We start from the raw sequence: 20,706 nt of genomic DNA on the forward strand, positions 1-20,706 counted from the left end.
CTCTGCGCTCCCTCTGCTCGCCGTGCGCACGCGCTCCGGTCCTCGCTCCGCTGCGATCCTCACGCGTTTCACTCCTCGCGCTCCCAAACAGGTGTCATGCCACGCGCGGTCTGGATCTTGTCGTTGCTCACGCCGGCCGGGACCATCGGCCAGACCATCGCGTCACGGTGGACCACGAAGTCCACGACCACGGGCACGTCGTTGATCTCCATCGCCTTGGCGATCGTGGCGTCGACCTGGTCGGGCGTCTCGCAGCGCAGGCCCACGCAGCCGTAGGCGTCGGCGAGCTTGACGAAGTCGGGCACCCGCCGGTTGACGCTCGTGTGCAGGTCGGTGTTGGAGTAGCGCTCGTTGTAGAAGAGCGTCTGCCACTGCCGGACCATGCCCAGGCTGGAGTTGTTGATCACCGCGACCTTGATCGGGATGTTGTTGATGACGCAGGTGGCCAGCTCCTGGTTGGTCATCTGGAAGCAGCCGTCGCCGTCGATCGCCCACACGGTGCGGTGCGGCTCGGCGACCTTGGCGCCCATCGCCGCGGGGACCGCGAAGCCCATCGTGCCCAGGCCGCCGGAGTTGACCCAGCTGTTGGGCCGCTCGTAGCTGATGAACTGCGCCGCCCACATCTGGTGCTGGCCGACGCCGGCGACGAACACCGACTCCGGCCCGCTGATCGCGCCGATCCGCTCGATGACGTGCTGCGGGGCGACCGAGTCACCCTCGGGGGCGGTGTAGCCCAAGGGGTAGGTGGACTTCCACTCCTGCACCTGCTCGTGCCAGGAGGTGTAGTCCCCGCGCTGGCCGGCCTCGTGGTCGGCCCGGATCGCGCCGAGCAGCTCGTGGATGACGTCCTTGCAGTCCCCCACGATCGGCACGTCGGCGACGCGGTTCTTGGAGATCTCGGCCGGGTCGATGTCGGCGTGGATCACCTTGGCGTGCGGGGCGAAGGTCGACAGCTGCCCCGTGACCCGGTCATCGAAGCGGGCGCCGAGCGTGATGAGCAGGTCGGCCTTCTGCAGGCCGGTGACGGCTGCGACCGTGCCGTGCATGCCCGGCATACCGAGGTTGAGCGGGTGGCGGTCCGGCACGGTGCCGCGGGCCATCAAGGTGGTGACCACGGGGATCTGGGTGAGCTCGACGAGCTCGCGCAGCGCGTCGCTGGCCGCGGCGCGGATCACGCCGCCGCCGACGTAGAGCACGGGACGACGCGACTCGGCGATGAGCCGGGCGGCCTCGCGGATCTGCTTGTTGTGCGGGCGCGCCACCGGGCGGTAGCCGGGCAGGTCGATCTTCGGCGGCCACTCGAACGTCGTCTGCGCCTGCAGCGCGTCCTTGCTGATGTCGACCAGCACCGGGCCGGGACGGCCGGTGGAGGCGATGTGGAACGCCTCGGCGATCGCCCGCGGGATCTGCGCCGGGTCGGTGACCAGGTAGTTGTGCTTGGTGATCGGCATCGTGATGCCGCGGATGTCCGCCTCCTGGAAGGCGTCGGTGCCGATCGCGCTCGAGGACACCTGGCCGGTGATCGCGACCATCGGCACCGAGTCCATGTAGGCGTCGGCGATCGCGGTCACGAGGTTGGTCGCCCCCGGGCCGCTGGTGGCCATGCAGACCCCGACCTTGCCGGTCGCGGCGGCGTAGCCCTCGGCGGCGTGCCCGGCGCCCTGCTCGTGGCGGACGAGGATGTGGCGCACCTTGGTGGAGTCCAGCAGCGGGTCGTAGGCCGGCAGGATCGCCCCGCCGGGGATGCCGAAGACGGTGTCGACGCCGACCGACTCCAGGGAGCGGACGAGGCTCTGCGCGCCGGTGACCGTGACGCTGCCACGGTGGCGGCTGGAGGCCAGGTCAGCGGGCGAGGGGGCGTGCGGCTCGGGGTTCGAGCCGGGCCCGGAGGCGGTTCCGTCGGTCACTGTCGTCACCCTTTTCACGTCCTGTCTGGTGCACCCGCGGGTGCGTGGTGGTGCTGCCTGAGTCGTCCTCCGCCGACAAAAAAGCCCCTCGGTCCGGTGGCGGACAGGAGGGGCAGCGCGCTGACTGGCGGTTCAGTCGGCGCGCTTGGGGAGTACGAGGTTCAGGGCCACGGCCCCACCTTGCGCCCCCGGCCGAAAGGGTGTCAATCGGCCCTCTCCTTCGTCCCAGCATCTGGGATGGGCGTCCGTCTCGTGGGACGCCCATCCCGGCCGGTCAGCCGCAGACGGCGCCCTTCGAGGCGCTCTGGACCAGCTTGCGGTACTTCGCCAGGACGCCCCGGGGGTACTTGCCGGCGGGCGGCTCGAAGCCCTGCGCCCGCTGCGCCAGCTCCTCCTCGGGCACCAGCAGGTCCAGCGTCCCGGACGCCACGTCCAGGCGGATGCGGTCGCCGTCGCGGACGAACGCGATCGGCCCGGCGTCCACCGCCTCGGGCGCCACGTGGCCGACGCACAGGCCGGTGGTACCCCCGGAGAAGCGCCCGTCGGTGAGCAGCAGGACGTCCTTGCCCAGGCCGGCGCCCTTGATCGCGCCGGTGACCGCGAGCATCTCGCGCATCCCCGGCCCGCCCTTGGGCCCCTCGTAGCGGATGACGACGACGTCGCCGGCTGCCAGGCCGCCGGCCTCGACCGCGTCCATCGCTGCCCGCTCCCCGTCGAAGACCCGGGCGGTGCCCTCGAAGACGGTCTCGTCGAAGCCCGCCGTCTTGACCACGGCCCCCTCGGGGGCCAGCGAGCCCTTGAGGATGGTCAGGCCGCCGGTGGCGTGGATCGGCGACCCGACGGCACGCAGCACGTGGCCGTCGGGGTCCGGCGGGCGGATGTGGGCGAGGTTCTCGGCGACGGTGCGGCCGGTGACGGTGAGGCAGTCACCGTGCAGCAGGCCCGCGTCGAGCAGCGCCCGCATCACCACCGGCACTCCCCCGACCCGGTCGATGTCGGTCATGACGAACTGCCCGAACGGCTTGACGTCGGCCAGGTGCGGCACGCGGGCGCCGATGCGCTGGAAGTCCTCGATGCTCAGCTCGACCTCGGCCTCGTGGGCCATGGCCAAGAGGTGCAGCACCGCGTTGGTCGAGCCGCCGAAGGCCATGACCACGGCGATGGCGTTCTCGAACGCCTCACGGGTCATGATCTGGCGCGCGGTGATCCCCCGGCGGAGCAGCTCGACGACGGCCTCGCCCGAGCGCCGGGCGAAGCCGTCCCGGCGCCGGTCGGTGGCCGGCGGGGCGGCGCTGCCGGGCAGGCTCATGCCGATCGCCTCGGCCACGCTGGCCATGGTGTTGGCGGTGTACATGCCGCCGCAGGCACCCTCACCCGGGCAGATCGCCCGCTCGATCGCGTCGACGTCCTCGCGGCTCATCCGCCCGGCGGCGCAGGCCCCGACCGCCTCGAACGCGTCGATGATCGTGACCGTCTTCTCCGTGCCGTCGCTGAGCCTGGCGATCCCCGGGAGGATCGACCCGGCATACAGGAACACGCTGGACAGGTCGAGGCGCGCGGCGGCCATGAGCATGCCGGGCAGGGACTTGTCGCAGCCGGCGAGCAGGACGCTGCCGTCGAGCCGCTCGGCCTGCATGACGGTCTCGACCGAGTCGGCGATGACCTCGCGGCTGACGAGGGAGAAGTGCATGCCCTCGTGGCCCATCGAGATGCCGTCGCTGACGCTGATCGTGCCGAACTCCAGCGGGTAGCCGCCGGCGGCGTGCACCCCGTCCTTGGCCGCCTTGGCGAGCCGGTCCAGCGAGAGGTTGCAGGGGGTGATCTCGTTCCACGAGCTGGCGACGCCGATCTGGGGCTTGGCGAAGTCCTCGTCCCCCATGCCGACCGCCCGGAGCATGCCTCGCGCGGCGGCCTTCTCGAGTCCGTCGGTGACGTCGCGGCTGCGTGGCTTGATGTCGGGCGTGCCCTGGGCAGTGGTCGGCGTCTGCGTCATGACCGGATCATAGGACCCGGCGTCCGAGGGCTGGGACGACCGTCTCGGCAAGCGGTCGTGGTGCCTCAGCCGCGCGGGGCGAGGACGTCCTCCAGCACGGCGTCCTCGGGCCCGAGCTCGGCCCAGCTGCCGGTGAAGGACAGCACCGCGATCCCCGAGGTCGGCAGGCCGTCGTCCAGGCGCGCCCAGGCGCGCTCCGAGCCTCCCCCGCTGACGGCGAGGTCGCCGACCAGCGCGGGTATGCCGGGTGCGTGTCCCACGAGCACGACCACCGCCGCGTCCTCGGGCACCTCCCGCACCACGTCGAGGAGCTCGTCGGAGCTGGCGTCGTAGACGCGCCGGTCGTACCAGACGTCGCCGGCCTCGGCCCCGGCCTCCGCCGCGGTCTCCCACGTCTGCCGGGTGCGCACCGACGGGGAGCAGACGACGAGGTCGGCCACGAGGTCCTGGTCGGCGAACCACTGGCCGACGGCCTCGGCGTCCCGTTGCCCACGCGGGGACAGCGGGCGTTCCATGTCGGGCGTCCCCCCGCCGTGCTCGGCCTTGGAGTGGCGCAGCAGGATCAGCGTTCGGTCTGCGACGGTCACCCTCCGAGGATCCCGAAGCAGCCGCCGACGCGCCAGTGGTTCACAGGACGAGCTCGGGCTTGACCCGGGCCGCGGTCCACACCCGGGCACGACGGGCGGTCGCGCTCGACCCGGCGAGCGCCAGCACGAGGTAGGCCAGCAGCACCGCGACGTCCCGGCCCACGGAGGTGAGGGACCCGCCGTACATCAGGTGCCGCAGGCCGTCGATGGCGTAGCCCATGGGCAGCACGTGGTGCAGGGCGTGCAGCGGCAGCGGCAGCGTCTGCCAGGGGAAGGTGCCGCCCGCGCTGACCAGCTGCAGGACCAGGAGCACCAGGCCGAGGAACTTGCCGACCGACCCCAACCGGGCGGCGAGCAGGTGCAGGATCGCGACGAAGGTCGCCGAGGTGAGCAGGGCGAGGCCGACCACCCCGAGCGGGTGCGCGGCGTGAAGGTCGATGCCGAGGAACACCACCGCCAGCACGACCGCCACCTGGGCCGCGCCGATGACGACGGTCGGCAGCCAGCCGCCGAGCGCGACCCGCCACGAGGGCTGGCCGGCGACCATCGCCCGGGTGGACAGCGGGCGCACCAGCAGGAACATCACGTAGGCGCCGATCCACAGGGCCAGGCACAGGAAGAACGGGGCGAGCCCGGCGCCGTAGCTGCCGGCGCTGGCCTGGCTCGTGTTGCGCACGCCCACGGGGTCGCCGATGGTCTGGGCGACGGCCTTGCGGTTGGCGGCGCTCGGGTCGCTGATCGAGCGCAGCCCCTGGGCGAGGCCGGTGTGCAGCTGGTCGGCGCCCTGGCGCAGGGTGCCGAGGCCGCCGTGCAGCTTGTCGGCACCGGACTGCAGCTGCTGCGCACCGTCGCGGGCCTGGCGCTGGCCGGACTGGAGCCGGTGCGCGCCGGTGGAGAGCTGGTCGAGCCCGCCGGCCAGGGACGAGGCGCCGCTGTGCGCCTGCGCGGCGCCGGTCGAGGCCTGGTGGATGCCGGCGTGCAGCGGCCCGGCGGCATCGGCGAGGCGGCGGGCTCCCGCGGCCACCTGGTTGGACCCGTCGGAGAGCGCGGTGAGCTGGCCGGTCTGCTGCTGGACCCGCGTGTTGGCCTCGGTCACCGGCGCGCTGAGCCGGCTGGTCACGGCGAGGACCTGCGCCACCTGGGCGTCGTCGAGACCCTGGGCCCGCAGCGCGGCGGCCAGGGTGCCGTTCGTGCCGCTCACTGAGTCGGCGAGGCGCTGCGAGGCCGCGGCGACGTCCCTCGCGCCGGCCGCCATGCGGGCGTTGCCGTCGGCCACCTGCTGCGCGCCGTCGGCCAGGGCCCGGGTCTGCGCGGGCAGGGTGGCGGTCTGCCGGTCCATCGTGGCCAGGCCGTCGGCGAGCCGGCCGGTGCCGTCGCTGAGCCGGTGCGCCCCGCTGTCCGCCCGGTCGATCCCGGCGGCGAGCCTGTCGGTGCCGGAGACCAGGTCCCGCTCGCCGGCCGCCAGCCGGCCGGCGCCGCCCGCGAGGTCGGCCGAGCCCTGCTCGGCGGTGCCGAGCCCGTCCGCGAGCCGGGCGGCCCCGGAGCTGGCCTGCTCGACCTTGTCGTGGATCGTGGAGAAGCCCAGCAGCAGCTGGTTGGCCGCGGTCGAGCTGACCTCCTCGGCCACCGACTTGGTCACCTGCGCCACGACGTTGTTGGCGATGGTGTGCGCGAGGTAGTTGTTGGCGTCGTTGGTCTCGATCTCCAGCTGCGCCTGCCGGGGGTGGAACTCGGCGCTGGAGGCCAGCGCGGCGGAGAAGTCACGCGGCACGATCAGGGCGAAGTCGTAGCGGTCCTCCGCGACCCCCCGCACGGCCTCGGCGCGCGAGACCCGGTGCCAGTCGAAGCTGCGCGAGGCGACGAGGTCGTGGCCCACCTGCGGCCCGGCGTCGAGCCGCTCGCCGTTGGCCAGCGTGGTGCCGGTGTCCTCGACGACGACAGCGGCCGGGACCCGGCTCAGGCCGCCGTACGGGTCCTTGTTGGCGTAGAGGTAGAGCCCGGCGTAGATCGTGGGGACGAGCACCACGGCGGCGAGCGCCATCCGTGGCAGCTTGCCGGAGGTCAGGCGGCGCAGCTCGTTGAGGGCGAGGCGCAGGGCGGTCATGCGGAGGCTCCCCGCTCGTGGTGGACGGGGTGGCGCAGCAGGCGGGCCGAGGCGTGGGTGCACTGCACGACGACGGCGAGGCCGCGGGCGGCGAGCCCGTGGGCGACCGACCACCACGCGAACGGGTCGCCGCCGAAGCGGTCGGGGTTGGCCAGGACGAGGGCCTCGACCCCCGGGCGGCTGCCGGCGAGCTCGGCCAGCCAGGCAGTGCGCAGGCCGGCCGGAACGTGCTCCCAGCGCTCCCCCGCCAGCTCGCCCGCCTCGTGCTGGGCGAGGAAGGACCGGACGTCCCGGCGGCGCGCCGGTCGGCCCGCGAGGGCCAGCTCCTCGGCGAGGACGGACCGCACCGGAAGCCCGCCGTCGGGCTCGCTGACCCCGGCCAGGTCCACGAGGGCCACCGCCCGCTGGAGCCGGGCCCGGTCCTCGATGCCGTCCACCAGGACCCGCCCCGCGGCCGGGACCATGCGTCCCGCGACCGCCAGGGCCAGGGCCACGTGCCCGTATCCCGGGTCCCCGGCCACCAGCGTCACCTCACCGCTGTGCGCCTCCAGCGAGGTCGGCAGCAGCAGCGGGGCGTGGCTGCCGGCCAGCTCGACGTCCTCGACGTGGATGTGCACGTCGCACCACCCATCCATCTCGATACAGATATGTATTCAATACACAAGTGTATTCTCTGGTCATGACGCGAGCGACCGGCCCGGGCGTGACCTCCCCCACCACCGCCGCCCCCGCGGCACCCCGGACCGCTCGGCGCGAGGCCACCCGGGCACGGCTGCTCAAGGCGGCGACCGAGGTCTTCGCCGACCGCGGCTTCCACGGCGCCAGCGTCGAGGACATCTGCGAGCGGGCCGGGTTCACGCGTGGGGCGTTCTACTCCAACTTCGGCTCCAAGGACGACCTCGTGCTGGCGTTGTACGAGCAGCACGTGAGCCGGCTCGCCGAGCGGGTCGAGACGCTGGCGGCCCGGGAGTCGGCCGACCCCGAGACCATCCTCGAGGGGGTCTTCGACGTCTGGGCGGAGAGCCCGCAGGCCCAGGAGCAGTGGTTCCTGCTGCAGACCGAGTTCACCCTCCACGCGATCCGCGACAAGACCGCCGGCAAGGCCTGGGCCCGGCAACAGGCCCAGGTCCGCCGCCAGCTCGCGCGCCTCGTCCGGCGCATCGCGCAGGAGCACGGGGTCGAGCTCTCGGTCACCCCAGAGGAGTTCGTCCGGCTCGCGCTGGCCGTCTACCAGGGCGGCATGGCCCAGCACCTGCTCGAACCGCGGCAGGTGCCGCGCGGCAGCCTGGAGCGACGCTTCCTGCCGCTGGTGCTGGCGGCCGTCTCGGAGGGACCGGCCTCGGGCTGAGGCCACCGGGACCTTCGGTGCGACCCGGTGGCGACCAGCCGCCGGATACTGGGGCTCGTGGCACACCGCGTCACGACCCGGGCGGTCTCGGTGGGGAACGACGTCACCCTCGAGGCGGACCTCTCGTTGCCCGACCGGGCGACGGGGGTCGTGATGTTCGCCCACGGCAGCGGCAGCAGCCGGCACAGCCCGCGCAACCGGCAGGTCGCCAGGGCGCTGCAGGACCGCGGGCTCGCCACCGTGCTGCTGGACCTGCTCACCGAGGACGAGGAGCGGGTCGACTCACGCGACGGCAGCTACCGGTTCGACATCCCCCTGCTGGCACACCGGCTCTCCGGCGCAGCCCGCTGGGTCAGCCGGCAGCCCGTGCTCGGCACGCTGCCGCTGGGCCTGTTCGGTGCGAGCACGGGGGCGGCCGCCGCGCTCATCGCCGCCGCCGGGTCGCCGGCCGTGCGGGCGGTCGTCTCCCGGGGCGGTCGGGTCGACCTGGCCGGGGAGGCGCTCGGAGCGGTCCGCTGCCCCGTGCTGCTCCTCGTCGGCGCCCACGACGAGGTCGTGCTGCGGCTCAACGAGCGCGCCCTCGCGGCGCTGCCGCGGGCGGACCTGGTGGTGGTGCCCGGCGCGACCCACCTGTTCGAGGAGCCGGGCACCCTGGAGCAGGTGGCCGACCACGCCGCGACGTGGTTCGTGTCCCACCTCGTGGCCCCGGCGGAGTGACTCAGCCGCCGGAGACCGAGGGCAGGATGTGGATGACGCCGCCGGCGCGCACCGGGGTGTCCTGACCCGCGTCGAACCGGACGTCGCGGCCGTCGAGGAAGACGTTGACGTGACGGCGCATCGCGCCGGTCTCGTCACGCACCCGGGCGCCCAGCAGGGGCCGGTCGGCCAGCGCCCGGTCGAGGACGTCGCGCACGACGGCGCCCTCCTCGCAGGGGACGTCGAGCTCGGCCTGGCCACCGGCCAGCTCGCGCAGCACGCCGGGCAGGACGACCCGCACGTCGGGGCTCACGGCAGGTCCACCGCCCGCACGCACAGCACGTCGGGCAGCTGCTCGGCGATCCGGGTGAACGAGGCCCCGCCGTCGGTGGAGGCGTAGACGTCGCCGTTGCGGGTGCCGAAGTAGAAGCCGGCGTCCTCGAGGGAGTCGACGCTGGACGCGTCGCGCAGGACGCAGGTCCACGACGGCTGCGGCAGGCCGGAGTCGTGGACCTGCCAGGTCCGGCCGGCATCGGTGGTGTGCTGCACCTGCAGCTCGCCGCGCGGGGGCACGTGCTCGCGGTCGGAGGTGATCGGCACGACCCAGACGCTGTCGCCGCGGTGCGGGTGCGCCTGCATGACGAAGCCGAAGTCGGTGGGCAGCCCCTCGGCGATCGACTCCCACGAGGCGCCGTCGTCGTCGGAGCGGTAGACCCCGTGGTGGTTCTGCGCGTAGAGGCGCGAGGGCTCGGCTGCGTCCCGGGCGACCTTGTGCACGCACTGGCCGAACTCGGGGAACGGGTCGGGGTAGAACGACGCCTTGATCCCGCGGTTGCTGGCCTCCCACGTGCGCCCGGCGTCGGCGGTGCGGTAGACCCCGCCAGTGCTCATGGCCACGAGCATGGACTCGGCGGTGCGCGGGTCGGGCAGGATCGTGTGGATGGCCCCGCCGCCGGCCCCCTCACCCCACTCGGGGCGGTGCGGGTGGTCCCACAGGCCGCGCACCAGCTCGAAGGTGCGCCCGCCGTCGGCGCTGCGCCACAGGCCGTGGGGCTCGGTGCCGGCCCAGACCACGTCGGCGTCGTGCGGGTCGGGAACCAGCTGCCAAACCCGGGCCAGTGCCGCGCCGGTGTCCTCGGGGAAGCGGATCGCCCCCTCCGGCGTCTCGTCCCAGGACCGGCCGCCGTCCTCGCTGCGCATCACGGTCGGCCCCCAGTGCTCCGAGCGCACGCCCACCAGCACCCGGTCACGCCCCTCGCGCGTGTCGAAGGCGATGCTCGGCACCTCGCGCATCATGAACTGCGGCCCCTCCAGGGACCACGTCCGCCTGTCCTCACTGCGCGCCAGCCAGAGCCCCTTGCGCGTCCCGATCCCCACCACAGTCTGCGTCATGTCTCGCAGTCTGGACCGCGGGACCGACAGCGGCAACGGGTTCAGCCAGTGTGGACCACGTTGAGCGGGGGCCGGCCGCCGACGAAGGCGGACAGCTGCTCGCGCAGCAGCCGCGCCGCTCGTGGGGCGAAGGCATCGGTGGCGCCGCCGACGTGCGGGCTGATGAGCGCCCCGGGAGCCCGCCAGAGCGGGTGGTCGCCGGGCAGCGGCTCGGGGTCGGTGACGTCGAGGGCGGCCCGCACCCGGCCGGCGTACAGGGCGGCGACCAGGGCGTCGGTGTCGACGACCTTGCCGCGGGCCACGTTGACCAGCAGGGCACCGGGCTTCATCGCGGCGAGGAAGGCATCGTCCACCAGACCGGTGGTCGCGTCGGTGAGCGGCACGATGACCACCACGACGTCCTGCTGCGGCAGCAGGTCGGGCAGCTCGTGGACGCCGTGCACGCTCGGGACGAGCTCGTCGCCGGCGCGGGCCCGGGAGGCGACGGCGGTCAGGCTGACCTCGAACGGCGCCATCCGGCGCGCGACGGCGTGCCCGATCGAGCCGTACCCGAGGACCAGGACCTTCTTGTCGGCCAGCGAGCCGCGGATCGTCGTCGGCAGCCAGTGCGAGCGCTCCTGGGCCGCGACGAACTCCGGCAGGCCGCGCTCGGCGGCCAGGGTCAGGCCGACGGCCAGCTCGGCGGTGGAGGCGTCGTGCACCCCCGCCGCGTTGGCGAGCTGCACCCCCGGCCCGATGTGCGGGAGGGCGTCGTCGTAGCCGGCCGTCAGCAGCTGCACCAGGCGCAGCCGGGGCAGGTCACGCAGGTCGCGCAGGTGCTCGCGCGCCCCCAGATAGGGCGGCACCACCAGCTCGAGCTCGCCGGCGCGCGGCGCAGGGCAGGTCATGTCCCAGTGGACGACCTCCACCCCGGCCAGCGCGCCGACCCGTTCCGACCACTCGGCGTCGGGCAGGGAGATGACGGGCATGCGCCCGACGTTACCGGCCCTGCTTGCCCTCGAACTGCTCGAGGTGACGGCGGGCGGCCCGCTCCGACAGGGCGAAACGCACCCGCGGGTAGCGGGGCACCTGCAGGCGCGGGGTGCAGGTGGTGGCGTCGGTGGTGGGGGCCGCAGAGATTCGGGTCGGGGTTGCGTTCATGGTCACAGCAGCCTCCTGGGGTCGTCAGATCGCGGGAGCCGACGAGTCGGTCCCGCGATGATCAAGGGGGTTGGGTGGCAACGCTGTCCGCGTCTGCCGTCCATGGTGTTCAAGCCGCCGGGGCGCGCTGGTATTCCCCAACTGCGAGAATCGGTGCCATGCGGGCGACCGCGGCGGTCCTCGTCGCGACGGCGGTGGCCCTGGCCGGGTGCACCTCGGGCACCCCGGCCGGGCCCGTGGTCTCCAGCGCCCCGGCGGCCGCAGGCACCTCCACCACGCCGGAGTCGGGGTCGTCTCCCGACGCCTCATCGCTGCCCTCACCGACCCCGTCACCGGTCAGCACGACGACGACGGTGGCCACGGGGCTGTCCGTGCCGTGGGGCCTGGCCCTGCTCGGTGACGGCAGCGCGCTGGTGACCGAGCGCGATACCGCCCGGGTGCTGCTGGTCCGGCCGGGCGCGCGTCCGCGCGTCCTCGGCCGGGTGCCCGGGGTCGTGCCCGGCGGGGAGGGTGGCCTGCTCGGTATCGCGCTGTCCCCCCACTTCGCCTCGGACCACCAGCTGTTCGTCTACGCGACGACCGCCGGGGACAACCGGGTGCTGCGGATGTCGTTGCGCGACAACGTCCTTCGTGCGGACCGGGTCATCCTCAGCGGCATCCCGAAGGCCGGCAAACACAACGGCGGGCGGCTGGCGTTCGGACCGGACGGCGACCTCTACGTCACCACGGGCGATGCCGGGTTCCGCCAGAACGCGCAGGACCGCGGCTCCCTGGGCGGCAAGATCCTGCGGGTCACAGCCGACGGCGCCCCTGCGCCGGGCAACCCGTTCCCGGGGTCGCCGGTGTGGACCCTGGGGCACCGCAACGTGCAGGGCATCGCCTGGGACGTGCACGGGCGGATGTACGCCAGCGAGTTCGGGCAGGACACCTGGGACGAGCTCAACCTCATCCGGCCGGGCGCCAACTACGGGTGGCCACTGGTCGAGGGCATCGGCCACCGCGCCGGCTTCGTGGACCCGCTGGTGCAGTGGCCCACCGACGACGCCTCCCCCAGCGGGCTCGCGATCGGGGCGGACGGCGCCGCCTACCTCGCGGCGCTGCGCGGGGAGTGCCTCTGGCGGGTGCCGCTCGATGGTGGCACGTCCGCGGGACAGCCCCGCCGGCTGCTGTACCGCAGCTACGGGCGGCTGCGGACCGTGGTCTCCGCGCCCGACGGGAGGCTGTGGCTGGTCACCGGCAACACCTTCCGCGGCAGTCCCCGCCCCGGGGACGACCGGATCGTCATCCTACCCACCGACTGGTTCCGCGAGGCCCTCCCCTGAGCGCGCGGCCGGACGTCACCGCCGCAGGTACGCCCCGATCTGGGGGCTGAAGGCTGGACCGCGGTCTACGGCTGGCGTGCCAGGTCGCGCTGGTACCAGGTTCCAACCGTGCCGCCGAGGTCGGCCGGCTCGGCTGGACCGATGGAGGCGAACCCTGCGTTGGTCAGCACCTTCCGGGACGCGGGGTTCTCGTGCGCGGCGGCGGCCCTGAGGGTGCGCAGCCCGTGCCGCGCCGGCGCCAGCCCGCACAGCTCCAGGACGGTCGCCGTCGCCAGGCCGCGGCCGGTGACCTCTTGGGCAACCCGGTAGCCGAGCTGTGCGGAGCCGTCGCCGATGTCCACCAGGTTGAACCTGCCGAGCACCGAGCCGTCGTCGGCGACGAGCAGGTAGAAGGCGCCCACGCCAGCCTCCTGCTCGGCCAGCAGGGCGTCATACCGGTTGGTGAACTCATCGAAGAAGGCATCACCGCGATCAGAGATGAAAGCAGCGAACCAGGAGCGGTTCGCCAGCTCGAAGGCCAGGACCGCCGGGGCATGGTCAGCATCCAGCCGCCTCAGCTCGGGCACTCCCCCGACCCTACCCAGTGTCGGAGCCCGCGAGCAGGCTGCCGTGCCAGGAGTGGGGCTCGCCGGGCCGATCGCCGAGGAGGTGCCGGTGGTGGCTCGCCGGGCCGTCAAGGGAGCGTGCGAGCAGGCCCAAGAGCCACCACCGTCACCGACGACCTACGAGACGCCGAGCTTCTCCAGGATCAGCGTGCGGACCTTGGCCGCGTCGGCCTGGCCCTTCATCTCCTTCATGACCTGGCCGATGAGCGCGCCGGCGGCCTGGACCTTGCCGTCGCGGATCTTGGCCGCCAAGTCCGGGTTGGCCTCGATCACCGTGTCGACCGCCGCGCCGAGCGCGCCGTCGTCGCTGACGATCTGCAGGCCACGGGCGTCGGCCACCTCGGTCGGGGCGCCCTCACCGGCGATGACACCCTCGAGCACCTGGCGGGCCATGGAGTCGTTGAGCCTGCCGGAGGTGACCAGTCCGTCGAGCTCGGCGATGTGCGCCGGGGTGACCCCGAAGTCGGCCACGTCGCGGCCCTCGGCGTTGGCGCGGCGGGCCAGCTCACCGGTCCACCACTTGCGGGCGCCGGCCGGGCTCGCGCCGGCCTCGACGGTCTCCTCGATGAGCTCGACCGCGCCGGCGTTGACGACGTCACGCATCTCCAGGTCCGAGAAGCCCCAGTCACCCTGCAGCCGGCGACGGCGCTGGGCCGGAGGCTCGGGCAGTGTCCCGCGCAGGTCCTCGACCAGCTCGCGGGTCGGGGCGACCGGCACCAGGTCGGGCTCGGGGAAGTAGCGGTAGTCCTCGGCGTCGGACTTCACGCGGCCCGAGGTGGTGACGCCGGTGTCCTCGTGCCAGTGCCGGGTCTCCTGGGTGATCGAGCCGCCGCCGGTCAGGATCGCGGCCTGGCGGGTGATCTCGTAGCGCACCGCCCGCTCCACCGAGCGCAGCGAGTTGACGTTCTTGGTCTCGGTGCGGGTGCCGAACGGCACGGCCTGCTGGTCCTCGGCCCTGGGACGCAGGGAGACGTTGGCGTCGCAGCGCAGCGAGCCCTGCTCCATGCGCACGTCGCTGACGTGCAGCGCCCGCAGCAGGTCGCGCAGGGTGGCGACGTAGGCCCGGGCCACCTCCGGCGCCCGCTCCCCGGCGCCGACCAGCGGCTTGGTGACGATCTCGATCAGCGGGATGCCAGCCCGGTTGTAGTCGACCAGGGAGTAGTCGGCGCCGTGGATGCGGCCGGTGGCGCCGCCGACGTGCAGCGACTTGCCGGTGTCCTCCTCCATGTGGGCGCGCTCGATCTCCACGCGGTAGGTCGTGCCGTCCTCGAGCTCAACGTCCAGGTAGCCGTTGAAGGCGATCGGCTCGTCGTACTGCGAGGTCTGGAAGTTCTTCGGCATGTCCGGGTAGAAGTAGTTCTTCCGGGCGAACCGGCACCACTCCGCGATCTCGCAGTTCAGCGCCAGGCCGATCCGGATCGCCGACTCCACGGCCTTGTCGTTGACGACAGGCAGGGCGCCGGGCAGGCCGAGGCAGACCGGGCAGACCTGCGAGTTGGGCTCGGCGCCGAACTCGGTGGCGCAGCCGCAGAACATCTTCGTCGCGGTGTTCAGCTCGACGTGGACCTCGAGGCCCATCACCGGGTCGAAGGAGGCCAGGGCCTCGGCGTAGTCGAGGACCTTCTCGGCAGCGGTGGTGGTGGTCATGCGCGCGCCTCCTTGGCGATGGCGGAGGTCAGGTCGGCGAGGTCGGGGGCCTGCGCGAGCAGGTGCCCGCCCCAGCGGTCGGAGAGCATGCCCTCGAGCGCCGCGCCCACGCCATACAGGCGCTCGTCCTTGGTGGCCGGGGCGAGGATCTGGATGCCGGTGGGCAGGCCGTCCTCGGGGGCCAGGCCGCTGGGCAGCGACATGCCGGGCACGCCGGCGAGGTTGGCCGGGATGGTGGCGATGTCGTTGAGGTACATCGCCATCGGGTCCTCGAGCTTCTCCCCGATCTTGAACGCGGTGGTCGGCGCCGTCGGCGAGACGAGCACGTCGACCTTCTCGAACGCGGCGGCGAAGTCGCGCGAGATCAGGGTGCGGACCTTCTGCGCCTGGCCGTAGTAGGCGTCGTAGTAGCCGCTGGACAGCGCGTAGGTGCCCAGGATGATGCGGCGCTTGACCTCGTCACCGAAGCCGGCCTCGCGGGTGGCCGCCATGACCTGCTCGGCGCTGGGGTCGTCGACCCCCTCGGGCAGGACGCGCAGGCCGTAGCGCATGGCGTCGAACTTGGCCAGGTTGGAGGACGCCTCGCTGGGCAGGATCAGGTAGTAGGCCGCGAGGGCGTACTCGAAGTGCGGGCAGGAGACCTCGACGACCTCGGCCCCGGCGTCGACGAGCAGCTGCACGGACTCCTCGAAGCGCTGGCGGACGCCGGCCTGGTAGCCCTCGCCGCCGAGCTCCTTGACCACGCCGATGCGCATGCCCTTGACGTCGGCGCGGCGCGCGGCCTCCAGGACCGGCGGCACCGGCGCGTCGATCGAGGTGGAGTCCATCGGGTCGTGCCCGCCGATGACCGAGTGCAGCAGTGCCGCGTCGAGCACGGTGCGGGTGCACGGGCCGGCCTGGTCGAGGCTGCTGGCCAGGGCGATGAGGCCGTAGCGGGAGACGCCGCCATAGGTCGGCTTGGTGCCGACGGTGCCGGTGACCGCTGCGGGCTGGCGGATCGAGCCGCCGGTGTCGGTGCCGATCGCCAGCGGCGCCTCGAACGCGGCGACGGCCGCGGAGGAGCCACCGCCGGAGCCGCCGGGGATGCGCTCGAGGTCCCACGGGTTGCGCGAGGGGCCGTAGGCCGAGTGCTCGGTCGAGGAGCCCATCGCGAACTCGTCCATGTTGGTCTTGCCGAGGATCGGCATGCCGGCGGCCTTGAGCTTGCTGACCAGGGTCGCGTCATACGGCGGCACCCAGCCCTCGAGGATCTTCGAGCCGGCCGTGGTCGGCAGGCCCTTGGTGGCCATGACGTCCTTGACCGCGATCGGCACGCCGGCGAGGACGTGCAGGTCCTCCCCCGCAGCGCGGCGCTGGTCGATGTCCTTGGCCGCGGCGAGCGCGCCGTCGGTGTCGACGTGCAGGAAGGCGTGGACGGCGCCGTCGACGGCGGCGATCCGGTCGAGGTGGGCCTGGGTGGCCTCGACCGCGCTGATGTCCTTGCGGGAGAGCGCGTCCGCCAGCTCGGCGGCGCTCGCGCGGGTGATGTCGGAAGTCACGGTGAACCTTTGGTCAGGGTGCGGCAGACGGTCTCGGGCAGGGGCGGCACGGCGCCGCCGGCGCGTCAGTCCTCGTCGAGGATGCGCGGCACGGAGAAGCGCTGCTGCTCCGCGGCGGGCGCGCCGGCGAGGGCCACGTCGGCCCCGAGGCTCGGGCGCACCTCGTCCCGCCGCGTGACGTTGGTCAGCGGCAGGGGGTGGGACGTCGGCGGGATGTCGTCGGCAGCAACCTCGCCCACGCGGGCGACCGAGTCGAGGATGACCGCCAGCTCGCCGGCCATCTTGTCGAGCTCGGCGTCGCTGAGGTTGATGCGCGCGAGCATGGCCAGGTGGGCGACCTCGTCGCGGGTGAGAGCGGACATGGGCTTCAGTCTAGGGGGCGGCCGTGCTCCGCCCTGCGGGTGGACGGAGCATGGACACGCCGGTATGCCGGGTCCTCCCACCAGGCGCGGCGCACCAGGGCGCACCGCCTCAGGGCAGCTCGTAGTCGAGGGTGAGGGTGTGGCTGCCGGCCTCGTGCCGGGTGATGTCTGCGGTGCCGGTGATGCCCGCGAGCCCTTCCGTGCCCGAGCCGGCCATGACGTCCGGCTGCATCGTGCCGCCGGTGGCGTCCCCGAACGCGTCGTGGCGCCGCACGAAGCTGCCCCGCCGGCCGTGCAGCTCGACCTCGAGCCGCTCGCAGCCGCAGTAGGCGCGCGCGACGGCCAGAGGCGCGACCGTCAGTCGGCGCTGCCGGTCTCGAGCAGCCGGCGGAAGCCGGCCTCGTCGAGGATGGGCAGCCCCAGCTCCTGGGCCTTGTCGGCCTTGGACCCGGCGTTCTCGCCGACGACGACGTAGTCGGTCTTCTTGGACACCGACCCGGCCGCCTTGCCGCCGCGGGACAGGATCGCCTCCTTGGCCTCGTCGCGGGAGAACCCCTCGAGCGACCCGGTGACCACGACGGTCAGGCCGGACAGGGTCCGGGGCGTGGACTCGTCGACCTCGTCGGCCATCCGCACGCCGGCCTTGGCCCACTTGTCGACGATGGCGACGTGCCAGTCGACGGTGAACCACTCGGTGACGGCCTCGGCGATGACCGGGCCGACGCCCTCGACCCCGGCGAGCTCCTCCAGGTCGGCGGCACGGATGGCGTCCAAGGAGCCGAAGTGGCCGGCCAGCGCCCGGGCCGCGGTCGGCCCGACGTGGCGGATCGACAGGGCGACGAGGACCCGCCACAGCGGCTGGGCCTTGGCGGCCTCGAGGTTGGCGACCAGGCGCTTGCCGTTGGCCGACAGCACGCGGGCACCCTCGGGGTCGCCCTCGACCTCGCCCTTCTTCGCGGCGCGGGTGTAGAGCGGGACCCGGGCGATGTCCGCCTCGGTGAGGGAGAAGATGTCGCCCTCGTCGGCGATGACCCCGGACTCCAGCAGCGCGATGGCGCCCTCCCAGCCGAGCGCCTCGATGTCGAACGCCCCGCGGCTGGCCATGCCGAAGACGCGCTCGCGCAGCTGCGCGGGGCAGTACTGGCTGTTGGGGCAGCGGATGTCCTTGTCGCCCTCCTTCTGCGGGGCGAGCTCGGTGCCGCACTCGGGGCAGTGCGTCGGCATGACGAACTCCCGCTCGCTGCCGTCGCGCAGGTCGACCACCGGCCCGACGATCTCGGGGATGACGTCGCCGGCCTTGCGCAGCACGATGGTGTCGCCGATGAGCACGCCCTTGCGCTTGACCTCGAACGCGTTGTGCAGCGTGGCCATCTCGACGGTGGAGCCGCTGACCTTGACCGGGGTCATCACGCCGAACGGGGTGACCCGGCCGGTGCGCCCGACGTTGACCCGGATGTCGAGCAGCTTGGTGTTGACCTCCTCGGGCGGGTACTTGAACGCGATCGCCCACCGCGGCGCCCGGCTGGTCGAGCCGAGCCGGCGCTGCACCGACACCTCGTCGACCTTGATGACGATGCCGTCGAGCTCGTGCTCGACCGAGTGGCGGTGCTCGCCGTAGTAGTCGATGTAGTCCTGCACCTGCGCCAGTCCGTCGACGACCGTGTAGCGCTGCGACACCGGCAGGCCCCAGTCGCGCAGCAGGGCGTAGGCGTCGGACTGGCGCTCGATCTCGAACCCGTCACGGGCGCCGATGCCGTGGACCAGCATCTGCAGCGGCCGGGACGCGGTCACCCGCGGGTCCTTCTGGCGCAGCGAGCCGGCGGCGGCGTTGCGCGGGTTGGCGAACGGCGCCTTGCCGGACTCGACCAGCCCGGCGTTGAGCTCCTCGAAGGCGGCGACGGGGAAGAACACCTCGCCGCGCACCTCCATCCGCTCGGGGTGCCCGTCACCCTCGAGCACGTGCGGGACGCCCTCGATGGTGCGCACGTTGTGGGTGACGTCCTCACCGGTGCGGCCGTCGCCGCGGGTGGCGGCGCGCACGAGGCGGCCCCGCTCGTAGAGCAGGTTGATGGCCAGGCCGTCGATCTTGAGCTCGCACAGCAGGTGGTATGCCGTGCCGGCGTCGCGGTCGACCCGCGCCGCCCAGGCGGCGAGCTCCTCGGCGCTGAACGCGTTGTCCAGGCTCATCATGCGCTCGAGGTGGTCGACCGCCGTGAACTCGGTGGAGAAGGTGCCGCCCACCTGCTGGGTCGGGCTGTCGGGGGTGCGCAGCTCGGGATACTGCTCCTCGAGCTGCTCCAGCCGGCGCATCAGCGCGTCGTACTCCCCGTCGCTGATGGTCGGGGCGTCGCGCACGTAGTAGGCGAACTGGTGCCCGCGCACCTCCTCGGCGAGCGCGGTCCACTCGTGGCGGGCGTCGTCGGGCACGTCGGTGGGCAGGTCGGTCACAGGCCACATCCTGCCGCACGGGACCGACAACCGGAGGGCGACCGGGCCGGTCCCGCAGGCGCGGTACCGGCTGCCGGACGCGGGGGTCGGCCTCCGTCGCTGGTGAGCACAATGAGGGGGTGTCCGACTACACCGTCCGCCCTGCCGAGCCGCGCGACCACGACGCCGTCGGGGCGCTCACCGTGCGGGCCTACGTCGACGACGGGCACATCCCCGCGGACGCGGACTACACGGTGCGCCTGGCCGACGCCGGCGGCCGGGCGGCGGACGCCCTGCTGCTGGTCGCGGTCGACGAGGACGACGAGCCGGTCGGCACGGTGACCTTCGCCGTCGCGGGCAGCCCGATGGCCGAGCTGTCCCGGGAAGGCGAGGCCGAGTTCCGGATGCTGGCGGTCTCGCCGCGGGCCCGGGGCCGCGGCGTCGGCGAGGCGCTCGTGCGGGCCTGCCTCGACGAGGCGCGCCGGGCCGGTGCCCGCACGGTCGTCCTGTCGACCCAGCCGCGGATGACGGCGGCGCACCGGATCTACGAGCGGCTCGGTTTCACCCGCACGCCGGAGCGGGACTGGTCCCCCGTGCCCGGCGTGGACCTGCTGGCCTACCGCCTCGACCTCTGACCCGTGGTCAGGTGGCGGCCGTGACCGGGGGCTTGCGGGCCGGGCGCTGGATGAGCACCGCGGCCGAGAGCACGATGGCTGCCCCGAGCGCCTGCGGCCACTGCAGGTGCTCGTGCAGCACCAGGACGCCGAGCGCCACGGACACGACCGGGATCAGGTAGGTCACCGTCGAGCCCACGGTCGGGCCGGCGGCGCGGACCACGTCGAAGTGGAACGAGTAGGCGATGCCGGTGCCCACGACGCCGAGCGCGGTCACGGCCAGCAGCGGGCCGAGCGCCGCCGACGGGGAGGAGTGCAGCGACCACGGCGCCGCGAGGTGACCGCGGTTGACCAGCCACCACACGAGCAGCACGACCACCATCTGCCCGGAGGCGATGAGCAGCTGCGCGGTCGGCTGCGCCAGCCCGCCGAGGTCGGCCTTGGCCAGGAACCGCCGGTTGTAGGTCCAGCCGATCCCGTAGGACGCGCCGGCCACGAGGGTCATGCCGAAGCCGATCAGGTCGGGCCGCCCGGCGGCCTGCCACGGCTGCATGATCACCAGCACCCCGACGAACCCGGACAGCACGCCGAGCACCTTGCCCAGCGCCATCCGGTCCGAGGGCAGCAGGAGCAGGGCGAAGAGCACCGTGGCGATCGGCGTGGTCGCGTTGCCGATGCCGGCCAGCGCCGAGCTGACCCGCTCCTCCCCCAGCGCGAACAGGCTGAACGGCAGCGTGCACAGGAAGAAGGCCGAGACGAACAGGTGCGCCCAGGTATGCCGTTCGCGCGGCAGCCGCCCGCGCGTCACCAGCAGCAGGACGGTCAGGACGAGCGCCCCGCTGAGGATGCGGAACCCGGAGATCTGCAGCGGCGCCAGGGAGCGCAGCCCGACCTTCATGAACAGGAAGCTCGAGCCCCAGATGACGGACAGGGCCAGGAACTTGGCCTGCCAGGGCACCCGGGTGGTCGGGGCCGACGGTGCGGCGGGGCCCGGCAGCGGGCGGGTCAGTGCGGTCATGGTGGT

Annotated in this window: 20 protein-coding genes; 4 read left to right on the forward strand and 16 right to left on the reverse strand. The window is 73.4% G+C overall.

Annotation, left to right across the window (positions count from 1 at the left end; genetic code table 11):
- Positions 1-68 precede the first annotated feature (68 nt).
- From FB474_RS13060 to FB474_RS13080, 5 genes are all read right to left on the reverse strand, one after another.
- Positions 69-1,907 carry an acetolactate synthase large subunit gene (locus FB474_RS13060; protein WP_141789048.1) on the reverse strand — a complete coding sequence of 613 codons (1,839 nt, stop codon included), beginning with the start codon at positions 1,905-1,907 and terminating at the stop codon, positions 69-71.
- A 274-nt stretch (positions 1,908-2,181) separates the two neighbouring features.
- A complete protein-coding gene (ilvD, locus tag FB474_RS13065; RefSeq protein WP_141789049.1) occupies positions 2,182-3,900 on the reverse strand; it encodes a dihydroxy-acid dehydratase in 1,719 nt (572 codons plus the stop codon).
- A 65-nt stretch (positions 3,901-3,965) separates the two neighbouring features.
- Positions 3,966-4,487 (reverse strand): SixA phosphatase family protein, encoded by a 522-nt coding sequence (locus FB474_RS13070; RefSeq protein ID WP_221632527.1) that lies wholly within the window; start codon positions 4,485-4,487, stop codon positions 3,966-3,968.
- Positions 4,488-4,527: 40 nt separating this feature from the next.
- Positions 4,528-6,591: a YhgE/Pip domain-containing protein gene (locus FB474_RS13075; protein ID WP_141789050.1), complete on the reverse strand. Its 2,064-nt coding sequence runs from the start codon at positions 6,589-6,591 to the stop codon at positions 4,528-4,530.
- Positions 6,588-7,208 carry a P-loop NTPase family protein gene (locus FB474_RS13080; RefSeq protein ID WP_141789051.1) on the reverse strand — a complete coding sequence of 207 codons (621 nt, stop codon included), beginning with the start codon at positions 7,206-7,208 and terminating at the stop codon, positions 6,588-6,590. The genes FB474_RS13075 and FB474_RS13080 overlap by 4 nt, the downstream gene beginning before the upstream one ends.
- Before the next feature lie 62 nt (positions 7,209-7,270).
- Between FB474_RS13080 and FB474_RS13085 the strand changes: the two genes are divergently transcribed.
- Together FB474_RS13085 and FB474_RS13090 are read left to right on the forward strand one after the other, a co-directional pair.
- Entirely contained in the window at positions 7,271-7,939 is a 669-nt protein-coding gene (locus FB474_RS13085; RefSeq protein WP_141789052.1) for a TetR/AcrR family transcriptional regulator, read from the forward strand.
- 57 nt (positions 7,940-7,996) lie between these two features.
- Positions 7,997-8,656, forward strand: coding sequence for a dienelactone hydrolase family protein (locus FB474_RS13090; protein ID WP_246092172.1), 660 nt, complete (start codon positions 7,997-7,999; stop codon positions 8,654-8,656).
- Position 8,657: 1 nt separating this feature from the next.
- Here the strand turns inward: FB474_RS13090 and FB474_RS13095 are convergent, their stop codons facing one another.
- The 4 genes from FB474_RS13095 to FB474_RS20790 are packed head-to-tail and all read right to left on the reverse strand — an operon-like array spanning position 8,658 to position 11,167.
- The gene (locus FB474_RS13095) at positions 8,658-8,948 is read right to left on the reverse strand and encodes a ubiquitin-like small modifier protein 1 (protein ID WP_221632528.1); all 291 of its coding nucleotides are present in this window, start codon (positions 8,946-8,948) and stop codon (positions 8,658-8,660) included.
- Positions 8,945-10,027 (reverse strand): WD40/YVTN/BNR-like repeat-containing protein, encoded by a 1,083-nt coding sequence (locus tag FB474_RS13100; RefSeq protein WP_141789053.1) that lies wholly within the window; start codon positions 10,025-10,027, stop codon positions 8,945-8,947. The genes FB474_RS13095 and FB474_RS13100 overlap by 4 nt, the downstream gene beginning before the upstream one ends.
- A gap of 41 nt (positions 10,028-10,068) precedes the next feature.
- Positions 10,069-10,995 (reverse strand): 2-hydroxyacid dehydrogenase, encoded by a 927-nt coding sequence (locus tag FB474_RS13105; RefSeq protein ID WP_141789054.1) that lies wholly within the window; start codon positions 10,993-10,995, stop codon positions 10,069-10,071.
- 10 nt (positions 10,996-11,005) lie between these two features.
- Positions 11,006-11,167: a hypothetical protein gene (locus tag FB474_RS20790; protein ID WP_185746158.1), complete on the reverse strand. Its 162-nt coding sequence runs from the start codon at positions 11,165-11,167 to the stop codon at positions 11,006-11,008.
- Between the two features lie 158 nt (positions 11,168-11,325).
- Here FB474_RS20790 and FB474_RS13110 point away from each other — a divergent pair, with 158 nt between their 5' ends.
- The gene (locus tag FB474_RS13110; RefSeq protein ID WP_141789055.1) at positions 11,326-12,489 is read left to right on the forward strand and encodes a PQQ-dependent sugar dehydrogenase; all 1,164 of its coding nucleotides are present in this window, start codon (positions 11,326-11,328) and stop codon (positions 12,487-12,489) included.
- Between the two features lie 65 nt (positions 12,490-12,554).
- Here the strand turns inward: FB474_RS13110 and FB474_RS13115 are convergent, their stop codons facing one another.
- The 6 genes from FB474_RS13115 to ligA all read right to left on the reverse strand — a co-directional run bounded on the left by FB474_RS13115 (position 12,555) and on the right by ligA (position 19,098).
- Positions 12,555-13,055 (reverse strand): GNAT family N-acetyltransferase, encoded by a 501-nt coding sequence (locus FB474_RS13115; RefSeq protein WP_141789056.1) that lies wholly within the window; start codon positions 13,053-13,055, stop codon positions 12,555-12,557.
- 156 nt (positions 13,056-13,211) lie between these two features.
- Positions 13,212-14,741 (reverse strand): Asp-tRNA(Asn)/Glu-tRNA(Gln) amidotransferase subunit GatB, encoded by a 1,530-nt coding sequence (gene gatB, locus FB474_RS13120; RefSeq protein ID WP_141789057.1) that lies wholly within the window; start codon positions 14,739-14,741, stop codon positions 13,212-13,214.
- Positions 14,738-16,279, reverse strand: coding sequence for an Asp-tRNA(Asn)/Glu-tRNA(Gln) amidotransferase subunit GatA (gatA, locus tag FB474_RS13125; protein WP_141789058.1), 1,542 nt, complete (start codon positions 16,277-16,279; stop codon positions 14,738-14,740). Before gatA ends, gatB begins: the two co-directional genes overlap by 4 nt.
- Before the next feature lie 65 nt (positions 16,280-16,344).
- Entirely contained in the window at positions 16,345-16,641 is a 297-nt protein-coding gene (gene gatC / locus FB474_RS13130) for an Asp-tRNA(Asn)/Glu-tRNA(Gln) amidotransferase subunit GatC (protein ID WP_141789059.1), read from the reverse strand.
- A gap of 109 nt (positions 16,642-16,750) precedes the next feature.
- Entirely contained in the window at positions 16,751-17,002 is a 252-nt protein-coding gene (locus FB474_RS20795; RefSeq protein WP_185746238.1) for a DUF3224 domain-containing protein, read from the reverse strand.
- Positions 16,999-19,098: an NAD-dependent DNA ligase LigA gene (ligA, locus tag FB474_RS13140; RefSeq protein ID WP_141789061.1), complete on the reverse strand. Its 2,100-nt coding sequence runs from the start codon at positions 19,096-19,098 to the stop codon at positions 16,999-17,001. The genes FB474_RS20795 and ligA overlap by 4 nt, the downstream gene beginning before the upstream one ends.
- A 110-nt stretch (positions 19,099-19,208) precedes the next feature.
- Between ligA and FB474_RS13145 the strand changes: the two genes are divergently transcribed.
- On the forward strand, positions 19,209-19,703 hold the full coding sequence (locus tag FB474_RS13145; protein ID WP_141789062.1) for a GNAT family N-acetyltransferase: 495 nt from the start codon (positions 19,209-19,211) through the stop codon (positions 19,701-19,703).
- A 7-nt stretch (positions 19,704-19,710) separates the two neighbouring features.
- On the opposite strand, the gene FB474_RS13150 is transcribed toward FB474_RS13145, so the two are convergent.
- Positions 19,711-20,700: a DMT family transporter gene (locus tag FB474_RS13150; RefSeq protein ID WP_141789063.1), complete on the reverse strand. Its 990-nt coding sequence runs from the start codon at positions 20,698-20,700 to the stop codon at positions 19,711-19,713.
- Positions 20,701-20,706: the final 6 nt, after the last annotated feature.

The organism is Oryzihumus leptocrescens, from assembly GCF_006716205.1.
In the GTDB taxonomy this organism is placed as follows: Bacteria; Actinomycetota; Actinomycetes; order Actinomycetales; family Dermatophilaceae; genus Oryzihumus; species Oryzihumus leptocrescens.

Excerpts from the sequence above, each read along its gene's own strand:
- FB474_RS13105 (WP_141789054.1), bottom strand. The coding sequence starts at position 10,995 with ATGCCCGTCATCTCCCTGCCCGACGCCGAGTGGTCGGAACGGGTCGGC.
- FB474_RS13110 (WP_141789055.1), top strand. The coding sequence starts at position 11,326 with ATGCGGGCGACCGCGGCGGTCCTCGTCGCGACGGCGGTGGCCCTGGCC.
- FB474_RS13150 (WP_141789063.1), bottom strand. The coding sequence starts at position 20,700 with ATGACCGCACTGACCCGCCCGCTGCCGGGCCCCGCCGCACCGTCGGCC.
- FB474_RS13075 (WP_141789050.1), bottom strand. The coding sequence starts at position 6,591 with ATGACCGCCCTGCGCCTCGCCCTCAACGAGCTGCGCCGCCTGACCTCC.
- FB474_RS13085 (WP_141789052.1), top strand. The coding sequence starts at position 7,271 with ATGACGCGAGCGACCGGCCCGGGCGTGACCTCCCCCACCACCGCCGCC.
- gatC (WP_141789059.1), bottom strand. The coding sequence starts at position 16,641 with ATGTCCGCTCTCACCCGCGACGAGGTCGCCCACCTGGCCATGCTCGCG.
- gatB (WP_141789057.1), bottom strand. The coding sequence starts at position 14,741 with ATGACCACCACCACCGCTGCCGAGAAGGTCCTCGACTACGCCGAGGCC.
- ligA (WP_141789061.1), bottom strand. The coding sequence starts at position 19,098 with ATGTGGCCTGTGACCGACCTGCCCACCGACGTGCCCGACGACGCCCGC.
- FB474_RS13100 (WP_141789053.1), bottom strand. The coding sequence starts at position 10,027 with ATGACGCAGACTGTGGTGGGGATCGGGACGCGCAAGGGGCTCTGGCTG.
- FB474_RS20790 (WP_185746158.1), bottom strand. The coding sequence starts at position 11,167 with ATGAACGCAACCCCGACCCGAATCTCTGCGGCCCCCACCACCGACGCC.
- ilvD (WP_141789049.1), bottom strand. The coding sequence starts at position 3,900 with ATGACGCAGACGCCGACCACTGCCCAGGGCACGCCCGACATCAAGCCA.